Annotated in this window: 22 protein-coding genes; 18 read left to right on the forward strand and 4 right to left on the reverse strand. The window is 47.4% G+C overall.

The genetic code is table 11. The annotated features are described in order from the left end of the window. The first annotated feature begins 247 nt into the window (after positions 1 to 247). The 14 genes from K3T82_RS13350 (at position 248) to K3T82_RS13415 (ending at position 9,501) form a co-directional block, all read left to right on the forward strand. Positions 248 to 469 carry a hypothetical protein gene (locus K3T82_RS13350; protein ID WP_220193931.1) on the forward strand — a complete coding sequence of 74 codons (222 nt, stop codon included), beginning with the start codon at positions 248 to 250 and terminating at the stop codon, positions 467 to 469. Then, positions 453 to 815, forward strand: a complete 363-nt coding sequence (locus K3T82_RS13355; RefSeq protein ID WP_220193932.1) for a hypothetical protein — start codon at positions 453 to 455, stop codon at positions 813 to 815. The genes K3T82_RS13350 and K3T82_RS13355 overlap by 17 nt, the downstream gene beginning before the upstream one ends. A gap of 348 nt (positions 816 to 1,163) precedes the next feature. After that, positions 1,164 to 1,781 (forward strand): P-loop nucleotide/nucleoside kinase family protein, encoded by a 618-nt coding sequence (locus K3T82_RS13360; protein WP_220193933.1) that lies wholly within the window; start codon positions 1,164 to 1,166, stop codon positions 1,779 to 1,781. Positions 1,782 to 1,914: 133 nt separating this feature from the next. Next, on the forward strand, positions 1,915 to 2,760 hold the full coding sequence (locus K3T82_RS13365; protein ID WP_220193934.1) for a metallophosphoesterase: 846 nt from the start codon (positions 1,915 to 1,917) through the stop codon (positions 2,758 to 2,760). Between the two features lie 17 nt (positions 2,761 to 2,777). Then, on the forward strand, positions 2,778 to 4,925 hold the full coding sequence (locus tag K3T82_RS13370) for a DNA polymerase (RefSeq protein WP_220193935.1): 2,148 nt from the start codon (positions 2,778 to 2,780) through the stop codon (positions 4,923 to 4,925). An 11-nt stretch (positions 4,926 to 4,936) separates the two neighbouring features. Continuing rightward, on the forward strand, positions 4,937 to 5,206 hold the full coding sequence (locus K3T82_RS13375) for a hypothetical protein (RefSeq protein WP_220193936.1): 270 nt from the start codon (positions 4,937 to 4,939) through the stop codon (positions 5,204 to 5,206). Positions 5,207 to 5,426: 220 nt separating this feature from the next. Further along, on the forward strand, positions 5,427 to 6,272 hold the full coding sequence (locus K3T82_RS13380) for a toprim domain-containing protein (protein WP_220193937.1): 846 nt from the start codon (positions 5,427 to 5,429) through the stop codon (positions 6,270 to 6,272). Then, positions 6,253 to 6,453: a hypothetical protein gene (locus tag K3T82_RS13385; RefSeq protein WP_220193938.1), complete on the forward strand. Its 201-nt coding sequence runs from the start codon at positions 6,253 to 6,255 to the stop codon at positions 6,451 to 6,453. Before K3T82_RS13380 ends, K3T82_RS13385 begins: the two co-directional genes overlap by 20 nt. After that, positions 6,454 to 6,732: a hypothetical protein gene (locus K3T82_RS13390; protein ID WP_220193939.1), complete on the forward strand. Its 279-nt coding sequence runs from the start codon at positions 6,454 to 6,456 to the stop codon at positions 6,730 to 6,732. Continuing rightward, positions 6,729 to 6,929 carry a hypothetical protein gene (locus K3T82_RS13395; protein WP_220193940.1) on the forward strand — a complete coding sequence of 67 codons (201 nt, stop codon included), beginning with the start codon at positions 6,729 to 6,731 and terminating at the stop codon, positions 6,927 to 6,929. Before K3T82_RS13390 ends, K3T82_RS13395 begins: the two co-directional genes overlap by 4 nt. A gap of 24 nt (positions 6,930 to 6,953) precedes the next feature. Further along, positions 6,954 to 7,187, forward strand: coding sequence for a hypothetical protein (locus tag K3T82_RS13400; RefSeq protein ID WP_220193941.1), 234 nt, complete (start codon positions 6,954 to 6,956; stop codon positions 7,185 to 7,187). Next, positions 7,188 to 8,156 (forward strand): PD-(D/E)XK nuclease family protein, encoded by a 969-nt coding sequence (locus K3T82_RS13405; RefSeq protein ID WP_220193942.1) that lies wholly within the window; start codon positions 7,188 to 7,190, stop codon positions 8,154 to 8,156. 2 nt (positions 8,157 to 8,158) lie between these two features. Beyond that, positions 8,159 to 8,419, forward strand: a complete 261-nt coding sequence (locus K3T82_RS13410; protein ID WP_220193943.1) for a hypothetical protein — start codon at positions 8,159 to 8,161, stop codon at positions 8,417 to 8,419. A 56-nt stretch (positions 8,420 to 8,475) separates the two neighbouring features. Next, positions 8,476 to 9,501: a hypothetical protein gene (locus K3T82_RS13415; RefSeq protein ID WP_220193944.1), complete on the forward strand. Its 1,026-nt coding sequence runs from the start codon at positions 8,476 to 8,478 to the stop codon at positions 9,499 to 9,501. Positions 9,502 to 9,747: 246 nt separating this feature from the next. On the opposite strand, the gene K3T82_RS13420 is transcribed toward K3T82_RS13415, so the two are convergent. From K3T82_RS13420 to K3T82_RS13430, 3 genes are all read right to left on the reverse strand, one after another. Next, positions 9,748 to 10,281, reverse strand: coding sequence for a DUF4352 domain-containing protein (locus K3T82_RS13420; protein WP_220193945.1), 534 nt, complete (start codon positions 10,279 to 10,281; stop codon positions 9,748 to 9,750). A gap of 529 nt (positions 10,282 to 10,810) precedes the next feature. Beyond that, positions 10,811 to 11,128, reverse strand: coding sequence for a hypothetical protein (locus tag K3T82_RS13425; RefSeq protein ID WP_220193946.1), 318 nt, complete (start codon positions 11,126 to 11,128; stop codon positions 10,811 to 10,813). Then, positions 11,125 to 11,346, reverse strand: a complete 222-nt coding sequence (locus K3T82_RS13430) for a hypothetical protein (protein ID WP_220193947.1) — start codon at positions 11,344 to 11,346, stop codon at positions 11,125 to 11,127. The genes K3T82_RS13425 and K3T82_RS13430 overlap by 4 nt, the downstream gene beginning before the upstream one ends. Positions 11,347 to 11,536: 190 nt before the next feature. Here K3T82_RS13430 and K3T82_RS13435 point away from each other — a divergent pair, with 190 nt between their 5' ends. Together K3T82_RS13435 and K3T82_RS13440 are read left to right on the forward strand one after the other, a co-directional pair. Continuing rightward, complete coding sequence (locus K3T82_RS13435; RefSeq protein WP_220193948.1) at positions 11,537 to 11,752, forward strand: helix-turn-helix domain-containing protein; 216 nt, start codon at positions 11,537 to 11,539, stop codon at positions 11,750 to 11,752. A 77-nt stretch (positions 11,753 to 11,829) separates the two neighbouring features. Further along, positions 11,830 to 15,495: a type ISP restriction/modification enzyme gene (locus K3T82_RS13440; RefSeq protein WP_220193949.1), complete on the forward strand. Its 3,666-nt coding sequence runs from the start codon at positions 11,830 to 11,832 to the stop codon at positions 15,493 to 15,495. A gap of 45 nt (positions 15,496 to 15,540) precedes the next feature. On the opposite strand, the gene K3T82_RS13445 is transcribed toward K3T82_RS13440, so the two are convergent. After that, positions 15,541 to 16,446 carry a tyrosine-type recombinase/integrase gene (locus tag K3T82_RS13445; RefSeq protein ID WP_220193950.1) on the reverse strand — a complete coding sequence of 302 codons (906 nt, stop codon included), beginning with the start codon at positions 16,444 to 16,446 and terminating at the stop codon, positions 15,541 to 15,543. 532 nt (positions 16,447 to 16,978) lie between these two features. Here K3T82_RS13445 and K3T82_RS13450 point away from each other — a divergent pair. After that, positions 16,979 to 17,248 (forward strand): hypothetical protein, encoded by a 270-nt coding sequence (locus K3T82_RS13450; protein ID WP_220193951.1) that lies wholly within the window; start codon positions 16,979 to 16,981, stop codon positions 17,246 to 17,248. A gap of 198 nt (positions 17,249 to 17,446) precedes the next feature. After that, entirely contained in the window at positions 17,447 to 17,641 is a 195-nt protein-coding gene (locus K3T82_RS49895) for a DUF559 domain-containing protein (protein WP_220193952.1), read from the forward strand. Positions 17,642 to 17,664 lie beyond the last annotated feature (23 nt).

Consider the following 17,664-nt stretch of genomic DNA (forward strand, 5'->3'; position numbering starts at 1 on the left):
ATACGGGCTGTATGGATACTCTACCGACGTGGCAAGTGGAGGGAGCTTGAGACGCTTGGCCTGAACCGCTCGGAGTGCGAGCCGATCTTTCAGCAGTTCGATATGGAGTGCATATTCGCAGACAACGGACTTATCAAGACAGAATCAGAGACCTTTGAACTTATTATGCGATGTCCAGCAGTCGCGCAGGCCGCTAACGACATGGTGTTGCAGTACACATTCAAGTACGGAATGAAGGAGCAGAAAGATGAAACTCTATCACGTTTATCCCGGCTCGGATAAGGATACGCTTGCTCTGGTCGCTAAGTATAAGAAGGAACTGAAAGCGGTCGGTGGAGATCTAGGTTTCTCGCTCTCGTGTGGTGCTCCGGGGGTCAAGTCTACACTCATTGCGGCTCTGCCTGATGTGGTTGCCTATGAGGACTACTTTGATGGAATGGAGGCGCAAGAACTTGTCAAACAGAGCTAAGGCGCTCGGTTCGAGCTTCGAACGGAAAGCGGTAAGGCTTGCGAATGAGGCCGGAGTTGACGCGAGTAAACAGCCGGGTAGTGGAGTATTCAAGGAGTTTCCCAACGACATAATACTAAACGGCGATATGTTGGGAGAGTGCAAAGTTCGTGCCTATCACTTTAACGCAAAGGGAGAGAAGTGCTTCACGCTAGAAAAGTCGTGGATTGACAACGTGTGTAAACATGCGAAACAGCTTGGTATGCGTTGGGCTGTACTCTTCCAGCCGAAAGGTCAGCAGCAGGTATATGCAGTGATCGATTATGACCTGTTGTTGAAATTATTAAGCGAATCAGAGAGGAATTGATCGAAAGATTAGAATTTTAATCAGATTCTAATCTTTACTAGTCGTTCGGCTTGACAGGTTGCCGATCAGAACATATACTACAAGTAAGCTAGGGGCGTAGATGGACTATACACCTCACCAAGTAGCCGCCGCTTTATCTGACCTTGATAATGCTGACGCGGATACAAAGCTTGATATTGAAACCGCAATGTTGCGCCTATCACGGGCGCATCGTCTTTTACTGGAAGGTGTTACACAAGGTAAAACAGTCACCTCGATAATACGCGCTCAAGGTATAGCCGGGAACTCTACCCGGTTGTATCATGGAGCATTGCTCTCACTCACGTCAATCATGAACGGGGGTGCTGCATGAATGGTTCTCCCATAAAGGTAGCGCTCGCCGGGGGCCTGGGAAGTGGGAAGACGACGCTGGCTCATGCGCTTGAAGCTCGCGGTTTCGTTCTTGTCAACTTTACGGGCTGGCTCAAGGAGTTGTACAGTAGGGCGCTTTCCTCAATCGGCTACAGCGTAACGGTTGAAGAGATCCTTGCTAACAAGGAAAACTACCGAGTACATCTACAGCACTTTGCCGACATGATTGAATGGCAGACCGACCCCACGTATGTTTCCCAATGTATCGACGAGACCGCAATTGAGTGGTACAGGGGCATCGTGTTTGATAACGTTCGAACAGAAGTTCAAGCACGCGAAGCTCAACGCAGGGGCTTTACAGTGATCGAGCTTATTGTGCCGGATGATGTTAGAGCGAGACGCGCAGGCTTGCCACTAGAAACGTTCTTGGAACGTTCGAAACATTCGACGGAGGCAGGTATAGGGGATGTTGGTCAGTACCGATTGAAGTGTGTCGGACAGATTAATCTCCTGGTAGACGAGGTGATACGCATATGTACCGATGCCAGAACTGTGACGCGGAACTTACAGGATCGGGGTGTGCAAACGCAAAGTTATGCGTGGGATGTTGGATAGAGGTATTAAAAATCGTAATTGAATATAAGCGCCAGAAGCGGCGCGGGTTTATCAGACACATACTAGCGCAATATCCTATGATTTCGCTGGCCTCGCTGAGCCAGCACACACAACGCCTCAAAGGGGTACACATATGAGTAGAGCACTCGAATATCAACTCAGGTTGTCGGCGGCATTAAATGGCGTTACCCGCACGAACTACGGACTTATCCATGCAATCCCCTGGAAAAGAATCGCGCTCTTTTCCGATGTACACGCACCATACGACGACGTTGAGTTGCTTGCGCAGGCATTTGAGAACTGTGAACTTGCGCATATCGAAGCTATTGTATGGCTTGGCGACTTGGCTGACGGTCATTTCTGGTCACATTGGGGCGTGACGGAGCACAACCTGAATGTAGATACTGAACATAATATGATTAAAACTATTGTGGAGGAGGGATTTAAGGCGGTTAATCATCAGTACTGGACAGAGGGAAACCACGACCGCCGAATGAAAGCTAAGCTTGACTACAGGACCACACAGGCCGATCTGGCTCGGCTCTGTCGCCTGGGTAAGTGGCTCGGTGATGATGTACCGGAAGATGAGTGGTTCGAAGGACTCGACGACAAGAGATTATTTGCACTAGACAACCCAACAATAAGCGCCTTTGATGGCAGGTGGAAGTTTACTCATCCCGGCGTCTACTCCGCTCAACCTCTCGCACAAGCTCGAAAGTTCTCCGCGAAATGGGAATGCTCGGTAGCAACCGGACACAGCCATCAGTTCGCAATGGGCAGAAGCGTGAACAACAAGTACACTGTGCTGGAAACTGGCGGATTCTTCAATACCGATTTCATCGAGTACATTCATGCCAAGCCAATGCCGGGTCAAGAGATGAGTCAAGGCTACTGGTTCATCATCGACGGTCAACCTATCGGATTCCAGAAAGGCGACAGTATTCGACGCTTGTGGGCGCTCGGAAACCTATCGGCTTAACCAACAGGGAGGATAACATGGCTGTAGCTTATCAGATTGATGAGAGAGCTTCGGCTCTCTCACTTTCCGATGTACCTGTGATGGTAACGAGCGACCTGAAAACGCTCAAGTGGATGGTGGCAGTATACGCGAAAGATGGTAGTCCGGTCGCGTTCGACACAGAAACGGATGGTTTCAATCCCAGGCACGACTCGCTTCACATGATGCAGTTCCTACAGGCAGACCGCGAAAAGGTCGTCATTTTCGACTGTAGGCCGCATCGTGGGAACCTTAAAGCTGTCGGGAAAATACTCTTTCCGTTATTCGAGCGTTGTCTAGCCGTAGGCGCAAATCTGAAGTTCGATTATAAGATGCTGTACGAACAGTGCGGTATCAAGATAAATCAGATGTGGGATGTCATTCTCGCCGATCAAGTGATCGAGGGGCTAGGGCAGTCGGACGCAGACGACAAAGGCAAGCCGATGAGCCTGAAGGGTATCATGCACCGCTACTACGGCGTACCAATGGATAAGAAAGAGCGTAGTTGGTTCGTGAAGCTCACTGAGCGAGAGGATGAGTACAACGCCCCCTACCCTGAGAACATTGTCCAGTACGGTGCGCGTGACGTGGCTAAGCTCTGCGAGATTATGGAAAGCCAGAAAGCGGAGCTTGAGCGACGGAAAATGATGCAGGTGCTAGACCTAGAATTGAAGGTCTCCCCGGTGCTCGCGCACGTCGAACTGGCTGGTATCTCGGTAGATCGAGACGAGTGGGCGGTAGTGATCGAGGGGCAGAAGACAGAAGCGGAGGCGCTCTATACAGAGGTCGTCAAGACAATGAAAATACCTCTGATGAAAGCGCGCGCGCGCATCTACGACCAGGAGCTAGAGGAGTGGGCCGCGTTTAAGGCCGCGAAAGCCGAACGGGAGGCGTACCTGCGAGAGCAGTACACGATAGACCCGGAGGGCTTGAAATGGCAGCAGTACCAGAAGAAACACATGGGTAAGGGTAGCCCCTGGAAGGAAAAGCACCCAACCATCCCAGTGCCACACGAGGACAACTCAGAGCCGAATCTGAATAGTGCGCCACAGGTAAAGATGGCATTATGGGAACTCGGTATCAAGGTAAAGAGCACTGATAAGAAGACGCTTGAGAAGCTCACAGGTAAGCACGAGTTCATCAAGATATTCCTGAAGTACCGCAAGGCCGAGAAGTTTCTTCAGTCATTCGGCTATACACTGCTCGAAAAGATCGACCCGGCTACTGGTCGCATTCACCCGGAGTACGTACAGATTGGTGCGTCTACAGGCCGTATGAGCTGCAAAGATCCGAATTGGCAGCAGATACCTAGCAAGGGTATTGGTCAGATACTCCGCTCACTGGTCAAATCGATGCCTGGAATGGTGATGCTCACGGCTGACTTCAGTAACATCGAGCTTCGCATTCTAGCGGAACTCTCCCAGGATAAGCTTCTGTTGAAGATGTTCGCTGACGGTCTCGACCTTCACTCAGAAACCGCATATAACATGTGGAAGCTGGACAGGTCGGTAGATGTCAAAACAGCCTGCATACCTGGCACTACTATGCCCTACCGTTCTGCTGCTAAGACATTGAACTTTGCGCTCGTGTATGGCACGACGGAATACGGTCTAGCCGATCAGCTTGGCGTTAGCACCGAGGAAGCAGCAAACATTATCAAGCTGTACTTCGATACCTATACAGGGGTAGCGGCATGGCTTGAGAAGGTCAAACGTGATGGCCTCAAGTACGGCTACTCGCTCACCAAGTTTGGACGTAAGCGCTATATCGACGAAATCGGGCCTGAGCCTGTCTTCCCGGTCAACAACCGGACACCACAGGCAATCAAGGAATGGAGAGACGCGAAACGGTCGTGGGAGTTCAGACTCGAATCAATCAAGCGCCAGCTTGGTAACAGCCCCATTCAGGGCCTCTCAGCAGACATTACGAAATGGGCGCTTGTGTTCATCCACGAGCATCTCGACTACACCCGTGCGGCGGTTGTGGCGGTCGTACACGATGAAATCGTGATCGAATCGACTGAGGACTACGCAGAGGAAGCGGCTAGAATCCAGGCTGAAGCGATGGATAAGGCGTGCAAGTTGTTCCTGAAGACGGTCGTTGTTCCTCCTACACATGTTGAAAAAGCGGATCATTGGGTCAAGTAAAGGAGTACATCATGAAAAGCTATTATCCTGGGGCCTACATCATTGGCACTCTTATCTCAATCGCGTTCTATGTGTACCTCTCGTACCACGTTTCCCAACCGGGGCTGCTCATGGTTGGTGTACTGTTTACCTTCGTAAACAACCTAATAATCTGGGTACTCAATGGTGGAGATCGTACAAGCAGGTCATACCATGAAGCAGGCTACAGAATAACCTCGACGGTGATCGGTCTCGTAGTCCTGGTTGGTGTTCTTTACTGGATAAAGAGTCTACTAGGCTAGCTTTTTAGTACACTTTGTGTTATCATGTAGATAGATAGCTATGGGAAGAGTCGATACAAAGAAAGTAGATTGCAGGCTTGCGGTCACTGACTCGCCAGTATCCGACCTTCCCGCTCACACTCAATGCAGGACAGGAAAACACAGTGATAGCACCGCTAGCCTAGCCGTTTACCCCGACCACCTTCATTGTATGGCCTGCGGCTTTCACATTAAGCGACGAATGGAAACTCTTGCGTACCTGCTAGAGCTGTGGGATGGGAAAGAGGGCGAGCACACACAAGCGGCAGTAAACAAGGCTATTAAGGTAGCCAGCAAGTACACGGTAGAGAACATTGATGCCTACCGTCAGCGTGTCGAGATCAACGTTCGTAAAGAGCCGATGAACATAGAGGTGGCTAAGATGTACCGAGAGGTACTCTTTACTACACGCGAGCATAGGCTTGTATGGCTCTTAGAGCGAGGTCTCACACGAGATACGATATACCGGGCTGGTCTCGGTCATGCAGTGACAACGTTCACTATACCGCTATTCGATCATACAGGGAAGCTACTCACGATCAGGCATCGCAGAGACGACTACTACGGTACAGAGACGTGGAAGGAAGATGAAGATGGCGATGAGATCGAGGGTACGCGCCGGGAGAAATCAAAGTATAGCGGTACACATGGACGAAACGGATTGTTCTTGTATGGGGAGTTCTGGCTGCCACACTGGAAAGAGGATTATTTGGTGGTAGTCGAGAGCGAGCTTGATGCTCTGCTCTTAATCCAGAAAGGTATACCAGCAGTCAGCCCAACGAACGGCGCGGGTAACTTGTGGAAAGTCCCGAAGCTGCTCAGACAGTTCGATTTCACCACTCACTTCAAACGGCTTTTCATCTGTAGCGATATGGACGAACCAGGGGAAGCGGGTGCGAGACAACTGGCAGAAGCAGCACCAGAACAGGGGTTTACCACCGAGCGGATACGTTGGGAACTCGAACAAGGCAAAGATGTAACGGAGTACCACCAACACGGGTACACGCTTGATATAGATAGGTACGTATATGGAAGACTTGCAGCTTAGTAGTGAAGAACAGGAGGAACTTGACCTGCTCGGATGGTGTGTTCAGGGGCGCAAGCTAGTGCTTGACATGGACACCCAACCGGGTCGGATGGCGGCTCAGACGTTCGCGTATGCGATAGCCGCTAGTGGTCATGTCCTGGTTGGTAAGGCAATCATCGCGCTTATTCGAAAGGAGCTATAGATGGAAGGAATGAGACGGAGAGGGTACACTGTTGGGCCGGACTTCCGCCTTAAAACGGTGTTTGTGGACGAGGGGCCGCATGAGATGGTGTTTTACTCTGAAGAGGGTCAAATGCTGGTCGTTGGTCACGATCTGTACTTCGATCATAAAGATGCTTTAGTTGCGGCCTCCTACACACTTCACGATAAGCTGAAGCAGATAAAGGTAGCGATGGACGAGCTACAAGCCGAATTTGACAGGGAGGGTATAAAGAACCCGATTCAGAGGACACCCGTATGAAAGAAGTCTTTACAGCACAAGAAATCGAGCAGGCGACGAAACTCCTCGCAGAGTACAAAGCCCTCGCCGAAAGCGACCAGCTTGCCGCCATCCCCGACCCTGTGATACGCCTAGCATTCATTGACGCGGAGCTAGAGGACTTAGGTTTCGCGGTTGAGTACGGAAGTAAAGGGTTTTATCTTTTATCCTGTGAGTAAACTTTCCGTGATAGGAGTTATAGAATGCCGATAAAGAAAACGACGCTTGTAAACGACACTGCTAGCCTACTCCAACAGGCCACGAAGCTGAAACAAGAAATTAACCTCCTCTCGTTCGCATACGGGTCAGACGACTACAACGTAACGGAGCTAGAGGGGCAACTCGACGAACTGAAGACGCAGGCGGATAAGCAGAACCTAGAACTTATGTGGATCTATAGCCGGGGGCAATTCTCGGCACTACCAAAGGAGTCGTAAATGGGCAGAGCGTTGGGTGTGGAGTGCGTGAGGGGTCAGGTGTCATTCGACGATTGTAGGGAGTGCGCGGCTCAGCCGTTGCACCCCTGCCCTTGGCCTAGCGACCTCGTTGCGATGATGCGCGGTGAGGGATTCAATGAGCCGGATGAACAGACGTTTAGCCCCTCGCGTATCCTGGGATGTTCCAGGCAACGGGTATTGATGCAGCAGCATGGCTACTACATCATCATGAAAAATCAGTATCCGATGGTTCGAGGACACATGTTTCATGCTCTGATGGAGGGTGCGCCCCCTGTTCCTGGCTGGCTCGGTGCAATCCGCGAGGTCCGTATGAGCATTCCTATCAAAACCAGGTACGGCACGATGCAGTTTCGAGCAAAGTCTGATTGTATCCAGGTGATTGACACACGCCCCGGCGACGAAGTGACCGAGCTAGACATACGTGTACTGGACTACAAGAGTACATCCAAGATTGAGCACAGCAAGCTCAAGGCCGACCGAGAGCATCAGATGCAGGTGAACATGTACGGGCTAGTAGCCGCTCAGTGTATACCGCTCTATTTGCTCGCTGACCCAGAGGACGAGAAGCTTGACCTGGTAACACGTAGATCGGTGAAGAAGATACACAAGTATCTTCCCGAACTGGTCGGTAAATCGGTGATTGTCAATGTAGTTGGCTTGGAGGTCGGCTATGCGGCTATGGAGAAAGCTCGGAGGTTTGTCAGCGAGGGTGAGTTATCCGATAAGGGGAAGATGACCAAGCGGAGCAGGCCGCAAGAGTGGGAGGACATAGTACTCGATGCTATCACCCTTCTACCGCTACACACCACGTACAGCTACGTGCAAGCCAAGATTGAGGAACTGATAGCGGCAGAGGAAAACCTGCCAAAGCCGTTTGAGCCAGATGAAGATGATTACTGGCGTTGTGAGCGTTGCCCCGTTTACGATGCCTGCCATAAGGAAGGATAAAAATGATTGACAACGCGAGACTCTTGAAGTCACTCAAGCGACTGGCGTACCTTGCAGGCATCGGCCTGGGGGCGTTAGTCGTTGGCCTGGGAGCTGTCGCCCTACTGAGCGCCATTATCATGCTGTTCTGGAATGCCAGTATGCCCCCTCTATTCAATGCGCGACCAATGGACATGATAAGCGCGAGCGGGGTTGTTGGTTTCCTGGTCCTGGGAATTGTCATTGTTGTACTGCTTAAAGATAGACCGACACTCAAGAAATAAAGCGTTCACCCGGCCCCCTTTCGAGGGGGTCGGATCAATTACAGGGAGGTAATACAATGAGCAAGAATAAAGGCTTGAGCCTGGATAACTTTATTTTGAAGATAAACCGCTTCTACTTTCAGTACGTGGCGGCATTCACGAGTGGCGGCGCTCTTATTGCGGTGTCTCTCTCAGCGTTCGCTATCGGCGCGGGTCTGGTCTCTGCTGGCTATGCTGCTCACTACTCTACCCCGTTCCTGGCTGTGTTCGGGCTGGTTGGTACTCTGCTTGCTATCCTGGTCGAGACTTCTACCATCATGGCCTGTAACCGCGCGCGCGCAGTATGGGCTAGGCGTAAGGAACTGGAAGCAGAGATTGAGGCCAAGAAGGAGAAGCGCAACGCAGACATTGACGCACTAGATAAGCGGCTCAAGTCAAAGCGGAACGCTGGCAAGCTTATGGTTCTGGTCTCAATCGGTTCTATCCTGGTAACGTCTGCCCTCTCAATGATCGTCGGTCACTTGTTTTGGTCTATGCTTTTCAAGGATGTAGTTAGCCCCTATAACGAGGTGCTCTCGGTTGCACTGGCGTTCGTTCCCTCGTTCGTAATGGTATTCTTCCAGCTTGGTGAGACGATGAACATTGAGGATGTTGCGAGCGCTTTGTCGGTGAACAAGGTTGAGACAGCAATCCGAACGGAGAGTGTGAAGCGCAGAGCCATAGCAGAGTATGACGAGCATGTACACTCAGAGGCCGATGAAGCTGCTAAGTCTGAGCAATTCAAGATTGCGGCGCGTATCCACTATGAAAACATTCTTGACGAGGTTGTGGGTGGTGGTAGTGGTAGCCTGAAGAAGCAGCTTGAGAATGAGCGTCTGGGTGTGAAGGTTACAGAAGTGCCGAATGAGCAGAAGATGTTACCAATGCCTAACCCGTACAAGGACAACCCGAAAGCGGTCGTAGTCTGGAAGTTGCTCAAGAAGCATGACTCTGAATACTTGATTGAGAGGAAAGCAGACTTCGCGCAAAGGAATGGCATGGATAAACGTACATTCGTATCATGGGTGGAGAAGTTGACAGAGGCAATGCAAGAGAGCATATAAAATAAATGGGCGTCTCCCCGAAGGGAGCGCCCTTTCTTATTTATGGTAATTTACAAGCTACATATTGACTTGGATTTACTAATAAAAATGGATAATATGCGCAATTCTGGCTGACGAACCAATGAGGGCCGATAATCACCGTACCTATAAGGACGCCTAAAGCCAAGCAAACGATACCAACGAACGCGAGGATAAGATAATCTGTGAGGTCGAATCTCCCTCTCATCTTTCCCTCCTGGGATGCTGCTACGCTTTCAAATCCCAAATCGTTTGACCAGAAGCAATGATATCCGCCTCAAACGCGAGGGTGAAATTCTTATCTGATTGCTTAATTTCGTATACTAAATCACCTTTCGCCTTGTCGCCTGCGGCTACTTTGCCATCAGGGGCGGGGGTCGTGTTACCACCAACAAGGATCGAATTATTTGCCTTTTCTCCATCGGCGTTCTTCAATGTGAAGTTTGCGATACTGCTGATGACCTGCTCTTTGTTACTGATGTTCTTTACTGTCACATTAACCAGCAAATATTTCTTTCCGGCAGGGGGTGTTATAAAGTCAGCACCACTAGATGTCGATACCTTATTAACTGTTATCTCCCATGTATCCCCAACCTTTACCGTCTCACCCACCTTAAAATGTTTTGCTGGTTGTTGCTGGTCTGTTGTTTGTGTCGAGGAGGTGCTTGTTGTTCCGGTGTTGGTGTTAGAGTCAGCTCCACATGCGAGCAACGCCCCGATCATGATGAGCAAGCCAACAAAAAAAGTCACAGATTTCTTCATTAATTTACTCTCTTTCTAAAATAGTTCCCTTCATTGGGTAAAAATGAGTATAAATTATAGATTTAAAAAAGTCAATAGTTGATTTAAGATTTATAGAGTGATAGATCGGGCATGAACTGGCTTTAGAAGCGATCTGAGAGGGACAATTTATAAACGTTCGGCTACCTGGGTTTTAGTACGCGGAGTTAACTGAGCAAATAATAATACAAATGTCTTACAAATGCAAGCAATGTTCTGACAAAGTTGTATAGACGCCGAACAACGTAGCGCAAGCTCGAAACATCGACCTGCAAGACGCATACAACGATTAACAGGCCCCGCGCAAAACTCAAACATAGGGCGAGCACTTACCGTACATTGGCGTGCAACGCGTTGTGCATTCGCATCAATCGGCTGACAACACCGCGCAACGGGAGGTGCAACACCCTACAACGATCAGACACAGGCCGGATGAGTCAGAGCAAGAAAATTGCTCGATAGCGCAAAAAATGCAAAACTGAGCTCAAAAATGAGGTTTGAAATACAACAGTCATCGCTGCTCCTTCCGTTGAGTTGATGCCGCATATTCCGGTAAGAATAAAATGTAGTTGCCAGTCTCATGTTCATTCGCCCTGGCTCGAAGATATTGCCCAACAAACCAGGCTCCATCAGGAAGGGTATACCGATATCGAGGTTCAAGAGTTTGATACCTTCCAGCCCTTTCTACTGTTGTACCTTGGGGGCAGGTGAGCAGATCGTGATGGGTTGGTTTAGCATCAAGGATGCATCCGTGTTCCTGTAAGTAGTGTTTACCCCAGTTTGCCATTCCTTTGTTGCATTTGAGGATGATTGCTTGTTCTTTGCTCATGGCACCATCTTATCGTTCAACTCAATAAGCATCTCTGCCGCCTGCTCACTGTTCCCAAGAGCCGATTCTAACTGCTCATAGCACGCGTAGATTGAGTCATACTTATGGTTTACCATGTTGTGCTTGGCAACCTCTGCAACTCCATTCAATCCTCGCTGCATCGCCTGATATTCAAGTTCAATCCTTTTTCTGAGTTGTGCCACTTCGCTTTCCACCATGATCAACGTCTCCTTGCTTAATAAATTATTTTATCTCCATATAACACTTAAATGTTAGCATTACAATGCATACATTACAAGGATATCGCTAAATTACTATGCCTAAAATCATATTCTGCTAACCCTTACGCTTTGATACACTCTTAATGATGTGTAAGAATGCATACATTTGTAAGCTTAGGAGTACTGTATGGCCGTGCGCCTCAGAGTAAAGGAAATTGCGGAAGCGCAAGGAATCAGCACTGCAAAGCTTGCAAGAAAAGCAGATTTGGACAATAGAACCGTATATCGTATCGTGCGCGACCCTTTCGCCGAAATTACGACTGTTACGCTTGGTCGGCTAGCCGATGCATTAGGGGTGTCTGTGAAAGATTTAGTGGAAGATGCCCCCAACCCTACCAATTAACCTCTCTATCTCTACCACCTGTATCTGTAGTTTGGGATTCGTAGTTCTACGTTGAGCCTGAGCAAGGAGTGCTACTTGTGGCGGCTGATGCATTCGAGTTGTTCTATTCATACGCAAATGAAGATGAGCGCCTGCTCAAGAAGTTAGAAAAACATCTCTCTCTCCTTTCGCGTCAAAATTTGATTTCCGCTTGGCAAAAACAGAACATCTTAGCGGGCACCTTGTGGGATCAAGAGCTGCGCGAACACCTGAAAACGGCACATATTATTTTGCTTCTTGTAAGTGCGAACTTTATTGCATCTGACTACTGTTTTAGTGTTGAAATGCAGGAAGCTCTTAGGCGTCACAAAGTAGGTGATGCTCATGTCATTCCTATTCTTCTCCAACCCTGTGATTGGGAATATGCTCCCTTCGGCCCTTTGAAAGTGTTACCTAGCAATAGAAAGCCTGTTACAATGTGGTCAAATGAAAATGCTGCTTTCGCCAATATCGCTAAGGGTGTCCGTAAAGCTGTCAATGAAATGAACGGTGTTGAAGAGCCGGACGACGAAGATACGACAGAGGAAAAGAAGACAACGAAGGGCGGAGGTGTTGGAAGGAAGAATATGGCGCGTACCCCACAGAATATCGATAAGAAGTTTCTCAATAAAGTTACAAATCAATACTATGCTGAGTTGAAGGGCTATCAAGAGGTCGCAAATTACGAACTAGGTCTCCGTGCAGCTTTTCAGAACATGCTGTCTGCTGTTGCCAAGTATTGCGGGTGGTCCCTAGCTCCTGAGATGACAATTGAGAAGATTCGCCCCGATGGTGTTGTGCTAGACGAGTTCCGTATCCGTCGTGGTTATTGGGAAGCGAAAGGGCCAAAGACCGACCTAGAAGCTGAAATCACCAAAAAGATTGCTGCTGGCTACCCCTTAATCAACACTGTCTTCGAGGATAGCAAACGGGCGGTATTGTTCCAGGGGAAGCGGCGTACACCCAATGATTATGATCTGACAGATAAAAATCGAGTCATAGATTTACTGCGCGACTTCTTCACTTATGTAGAGCCAGATATTGAGAACTTCGAGGAGGCGGTTGATGAATTTAAGGAAAGAATACCGGAGCACGCCCAGGCCCTTCTGAATATCATCGCAGAAGAGCATAAACTTAACAAGAAATTCCAGGTTGCCTTTACTGCCTTTGCAGAGGTATGCCGCACTTCACTAGATCCTAAGATGAACAATGATGCCATTGATGAGATGCTAATACAGCACCTTCTTACTGAGCGTCTCTTCCGCACCGTTTTTAATAATCCCGATTTTGTACGACGTAATGTTATTGCTGCCGAGATTGAGAAAGTTATTGATGCCCTTGCCAGCCGTTCCTTCAATCGCAACGAATTTCTCAAGACTCTGGACCGTTTCTATGTAGCAATAGAAAAAGCCGCAAAGGGGCGAGAGAATTGGAGTGAGCGACAAGAGTTTCTCAATACGGTCTATGAGCGCTTCTTCCAAGGTTTCTCTGTCAAGCAAGCTGACGTACATGGCATTGTTTACACACCACAAGAGATTGTAAATTTTATGGTTGATAGTGTTGATGAGGTACTCAAGAGCGAATTCGGTAAGTCTATCGAGACTTCTGGTGTCAAAATCCTAGACCCTGCTACTGGTACTGGAAACTTCATCGTCAACCTCATTCGGCGCATAGATGACTTCTCATTGGAGGCAAAATATAAAGAAGACCTCTTTTGCAATGAAATCATGCTTTTGCCGTATTATATTTCCTCCCTCAATATCGAACACGAATACTATGCGAAAATGGGTCAATATGAACCTTTTGAGGGAGTGTGTTTTGCAGATTCGTTAGAACTGGCTGAAGGCAAACAGATGCGGCTAGAGATGTTTGTTGAGGAAAATACAGAGCGAGTTAAACGCGAAAAGGATGCGGATATTACGGTAGTGTTGGGAAATCCACCCTATAATGTCGGCCAGAAAAGTGAAAATGACAACAATAAGAATCGCAAATATCCAATAGTTGATGAAAGCGTTTATGAAAAATATGTGCGAGGTTCGAACGCAACAAATACTAGAGCTTTAAGCGATGCTTATGTGAAGTTTTTTCGTTGGGCCACTGATCGCTTACAGGATAATGATGGCATCGTTTGTTTCGTCAGCAATAATAGCTTTCTTGATAGTTATGCATTTGATGGTTTTCGTAAGCGTTTAGCTGATGAGTTTACTCAGATTTATCATATAGATCTTGGTGGAAATGCGCGCAAGAGGAAGGGTGGTAATGTCTTTGGCATTATGGTCGGCGTCGGTATTACAATACTCGTTCGTAATCGTGCTCATGTAAATCAACACAAGCCTGCTATTATCAACTACTACAAAGTAGATGATAATCTGAAAGGCACAGCCAAACTCAAATTTTTGGCAGAAGCGGGAAGTATTAAGGGAATTACTTGGCAAATACTACAGCCAGATGAAAATTATACTTGGATTACTGAGGGCCTTCACAAGGAATTTGCCATGTTTTTGGCAATGGGCAATAAAGATGCTAAAGCAGCTAATAATGTAGATGCAGGCGGAGCAGAGTTCCGTTCTATTTTTAAGGCTTATTCACCGGGTATACAGACTAACCGGGATAGCTGGATGTACGACTTCGATAAGAATAAGCTAGCAGAGAAGGCTAAACGAATAATTGACACGTATAATTTGGAGATGACCAGATGGCAAAAAGCAGGCTCACCCAAAGACATAGATAATTTTGTCCTTGCAGACGAAACAAAAATAAAATGGAGCAGTAGACTAAAAGAGTGTTTGGCAAGAGGCATAGAAGCTCATTTTAATTCAAATGCTATTCGCAATGCCTTCTATCGCCCTTATACTCGAAAATACCTCTATTTTGATAGTATTATGAATCATAGGCAAGGGGTATTTCAGTCAATTTACCCCCAACCTATATGCGAAACTGATAATACAGTCATCTGGTTGAAAGTAGGGGCAGAGTGGCCTACTTTTGCTTTAGCTGTAAACGCATTTCCAGACTTGCTTCCACAGGGAGCATCTCAGTGTTTCCCGTTTTATACTTATTCAAAAGATGGTAGTAACCGTCGCGAGAACATTACGAATTGGGCACTTAAACAATTTCGGGAGAAGTACGGCTCCGAAGTCACGAAACGGGATATTTTTCATTATGTCTATGCTATGCTGCATCACCCTCAGTACCGCGAACTATATAGTGAGAATCTTAAACGCGATTTACCGCACATCCCCTTGTTGCTGAATGAGGAAAGCTTTGAGGCATGTGTGAGTGTGGGTAAGCAGTTGATGGATTTGCATGTGAATTATGAACAGGCTGAAGAGTACGACTTGAAGGCAAATTCTAACAAAGACATTCCAATGGTCCAACGGCTCTACGTCAAGAAGATGAAGCTTTCGGCGGATAAAACATCTCTGATAATGAGTGAAGGGTTGACGCTGCAAGGCATACCACAAGAGTGCTTTGAGTATCGTCTTGGCAATCGTTCGGCATTAGATTGGGTAATCGACCAGTATCAGGTTTCGACCGATAAGCGTAGCGGTCTTGAAAGTGATCCTAATCGTCTGGACGATGCACAATATATTATGCGTCTGGTTAAGCAGGTTGTGACAGTGAGTGTGAAGACTGTAGAACTGGTGAAGGAACTAGAGGAGGCGGTAACGGCGGAGGACTGGCTAGGAGCACAGACCGAAGAGAGCTTAGAGGAACCAGCATAAATACAAAAGAGGGGCCTGGATAACACTATCCAAGCCCTTTTTCTTTTAGAGATTCTTACGGACCTCGTTCGCTGTGATGCTTCGGAGGTATATCTCTGTTACCTTCACGGATGAATGACCAAGTAGTACAGAGAGCGCATAGATGTTGTTGTTCCTGAGTAAGAAGCGTTTAGCAAAGGTGTGGCGGCAGGTGTGAGCGGATACCCGAACGTCCTTGATCTGCGCGTGTTCGTTGAGCCGTTTGAATACTCTGTCTAACCCGCTTGTGGTCATTGGCTCACCGTAGCGGCCTACAATCAACAAATCATCCCGGCCTGCGTCCTTACGGTGTGTATTGATGAACTGCTTTATTTGCCGCCTGAGATCATTGTGGAGTGGCACCTCGCGCCATTTACGCCCCTTGCCGTACACCTTAATATGGGGGTCGTTTGTGTTTGTGAAGACGTTACCAATAGTGAGTGTTACCAGTTCATGAGCACGTATGCCAGTTCCGAGAAGTAAGTTGAGTATCATGGTTGTACGGTCTCGTAGCGACTGTGAGTACTCTTTACTTGCCGCTTGACGGAGCAGCTTTATATGCTCATCTGTATACGCTTCGATGATAGTGATGTCCACCTTCGGCTTTTTGACGTTGCGGATAGCCCTCTCGTTTACGATGTCCTCGTATTCATCATCTCCGGTACACCACGTTAGAAATGTCTTTATAACCTGGATGTAACCCGCTATAGTATATGAAGATAGGTTTGTGTCCTTGCGAGGTGATCGAGAGGCTTTAAGGTGGTTCTGAAAGGCGACAACGGTGCGTTTATTGATGTCTTCTAGTTCGATACTTTCGTTTTCGCACCAAGCAGAAAAAACCGCAAGTTTCTGTGTGTACCAGTTGAGCGTTTTTGTTTCGAGGGTGTCTTTCTCAGCAAGAAAGTCTTCGATGCCGGATTTAACAGATGTCATGGTATCCTCCCTGTAATCGGAACATAAAAAAACCGATGTACTGGAAGTCACGTTATCTATCTCAATCGGCTTGTGGAGCGGGTTGGTCAAGTGACGAGTTTCCTAAACCGTGCGTCGGAGGTTCGAGTCCTCTCATCCCCACTTCTCCACATGTTATCCACATCTTTTCCACATAAACAAGCTCCAAAAGCCAAAAGAGATTCTCACATCAGTCATCAATAATGATCAGTTTAAAAGCGCCTTTTTTATCCATTTTTGTCCAAACCGCATGTCGGAGAGGCTTATTTTCCTAGCGTGTTTCAGGTGAACCGTGCGTCGGTAGATCAAGATTTACAATACGCTTCAGCAATTCTATCTTAGAACATGTTTGACCAAATTAAAGGGTTAAATATATTATTAAACTTAAATATACTCATCAATACGCTGCTATCTTAATTCTGAGAGAAGAATGAATGACAAGCCATACGCTGAAAAGGTGCTCGCGAATACTGCTCATATCCTCACAGAAAGAATGTAGTCTGAGGCTGCAAAGTTGTTAACTGAATGTGAATTAGAGGTCGAACCCCATTTTGTTTGGTTATCTCCTGATGAGGGATATGAAGACGGATTATTGGATGTTAAATTATCTGCTCCACGAAAATCTTATAGCATTATTAAAAATGAAAATCATCCAATCACAAAAGCGATTTTAGATGCATTTATAGTAACATTGAATCAAGATAATTTTTACTATGACACAGACCTTCTCCTACCATCTGTGTCCCCTGATTGGCGAGAGAAATTACGCACAACTATTGGATAACAACAGATTGCAAATCAGGGCAGCCAATAGGGCGAACCCCTACCCTTATGTGGAACAACTTGCGTTTTCGTTCCAACACTGAGATTAAAATAGCTCAAGCTCTTGATAAAGCAGGCGTTCTTTTCTTTCCAAATTGTATGGCTCGTTTAGGAGCGATAACTGACCGGAGAAATAAAGAAGCTGATTTTCTCATCTGCTGTGAGGGAAAATGGGGGCATATTTGAGGTAGATGGGGAAGTATATCATTCAACCGCAGCCAAAGATCATGATAGAGACCGCCATTTTCCCTCATATGGAATACGTGTGGTTGAAAGATATACAGCAAATCAATGTTATACAGATACAGAAACGGTAGCAAGAGAATTTTTAGATTTTCTTAAGCAAAATGCATAGGAAATCAGCTCTTGAGAAAGAAG

The organism is Ktedonospora formicarum, from assembly GCF_016587355.1.
Taxonomy (GTDB): domain Bacteria; phylum Chloroflexota; class Ktedonobacteria; order Ktedonobacterales; family Ktedonobacteraceae; genus Ktedonobacter; species Ktedonobacter formicarum.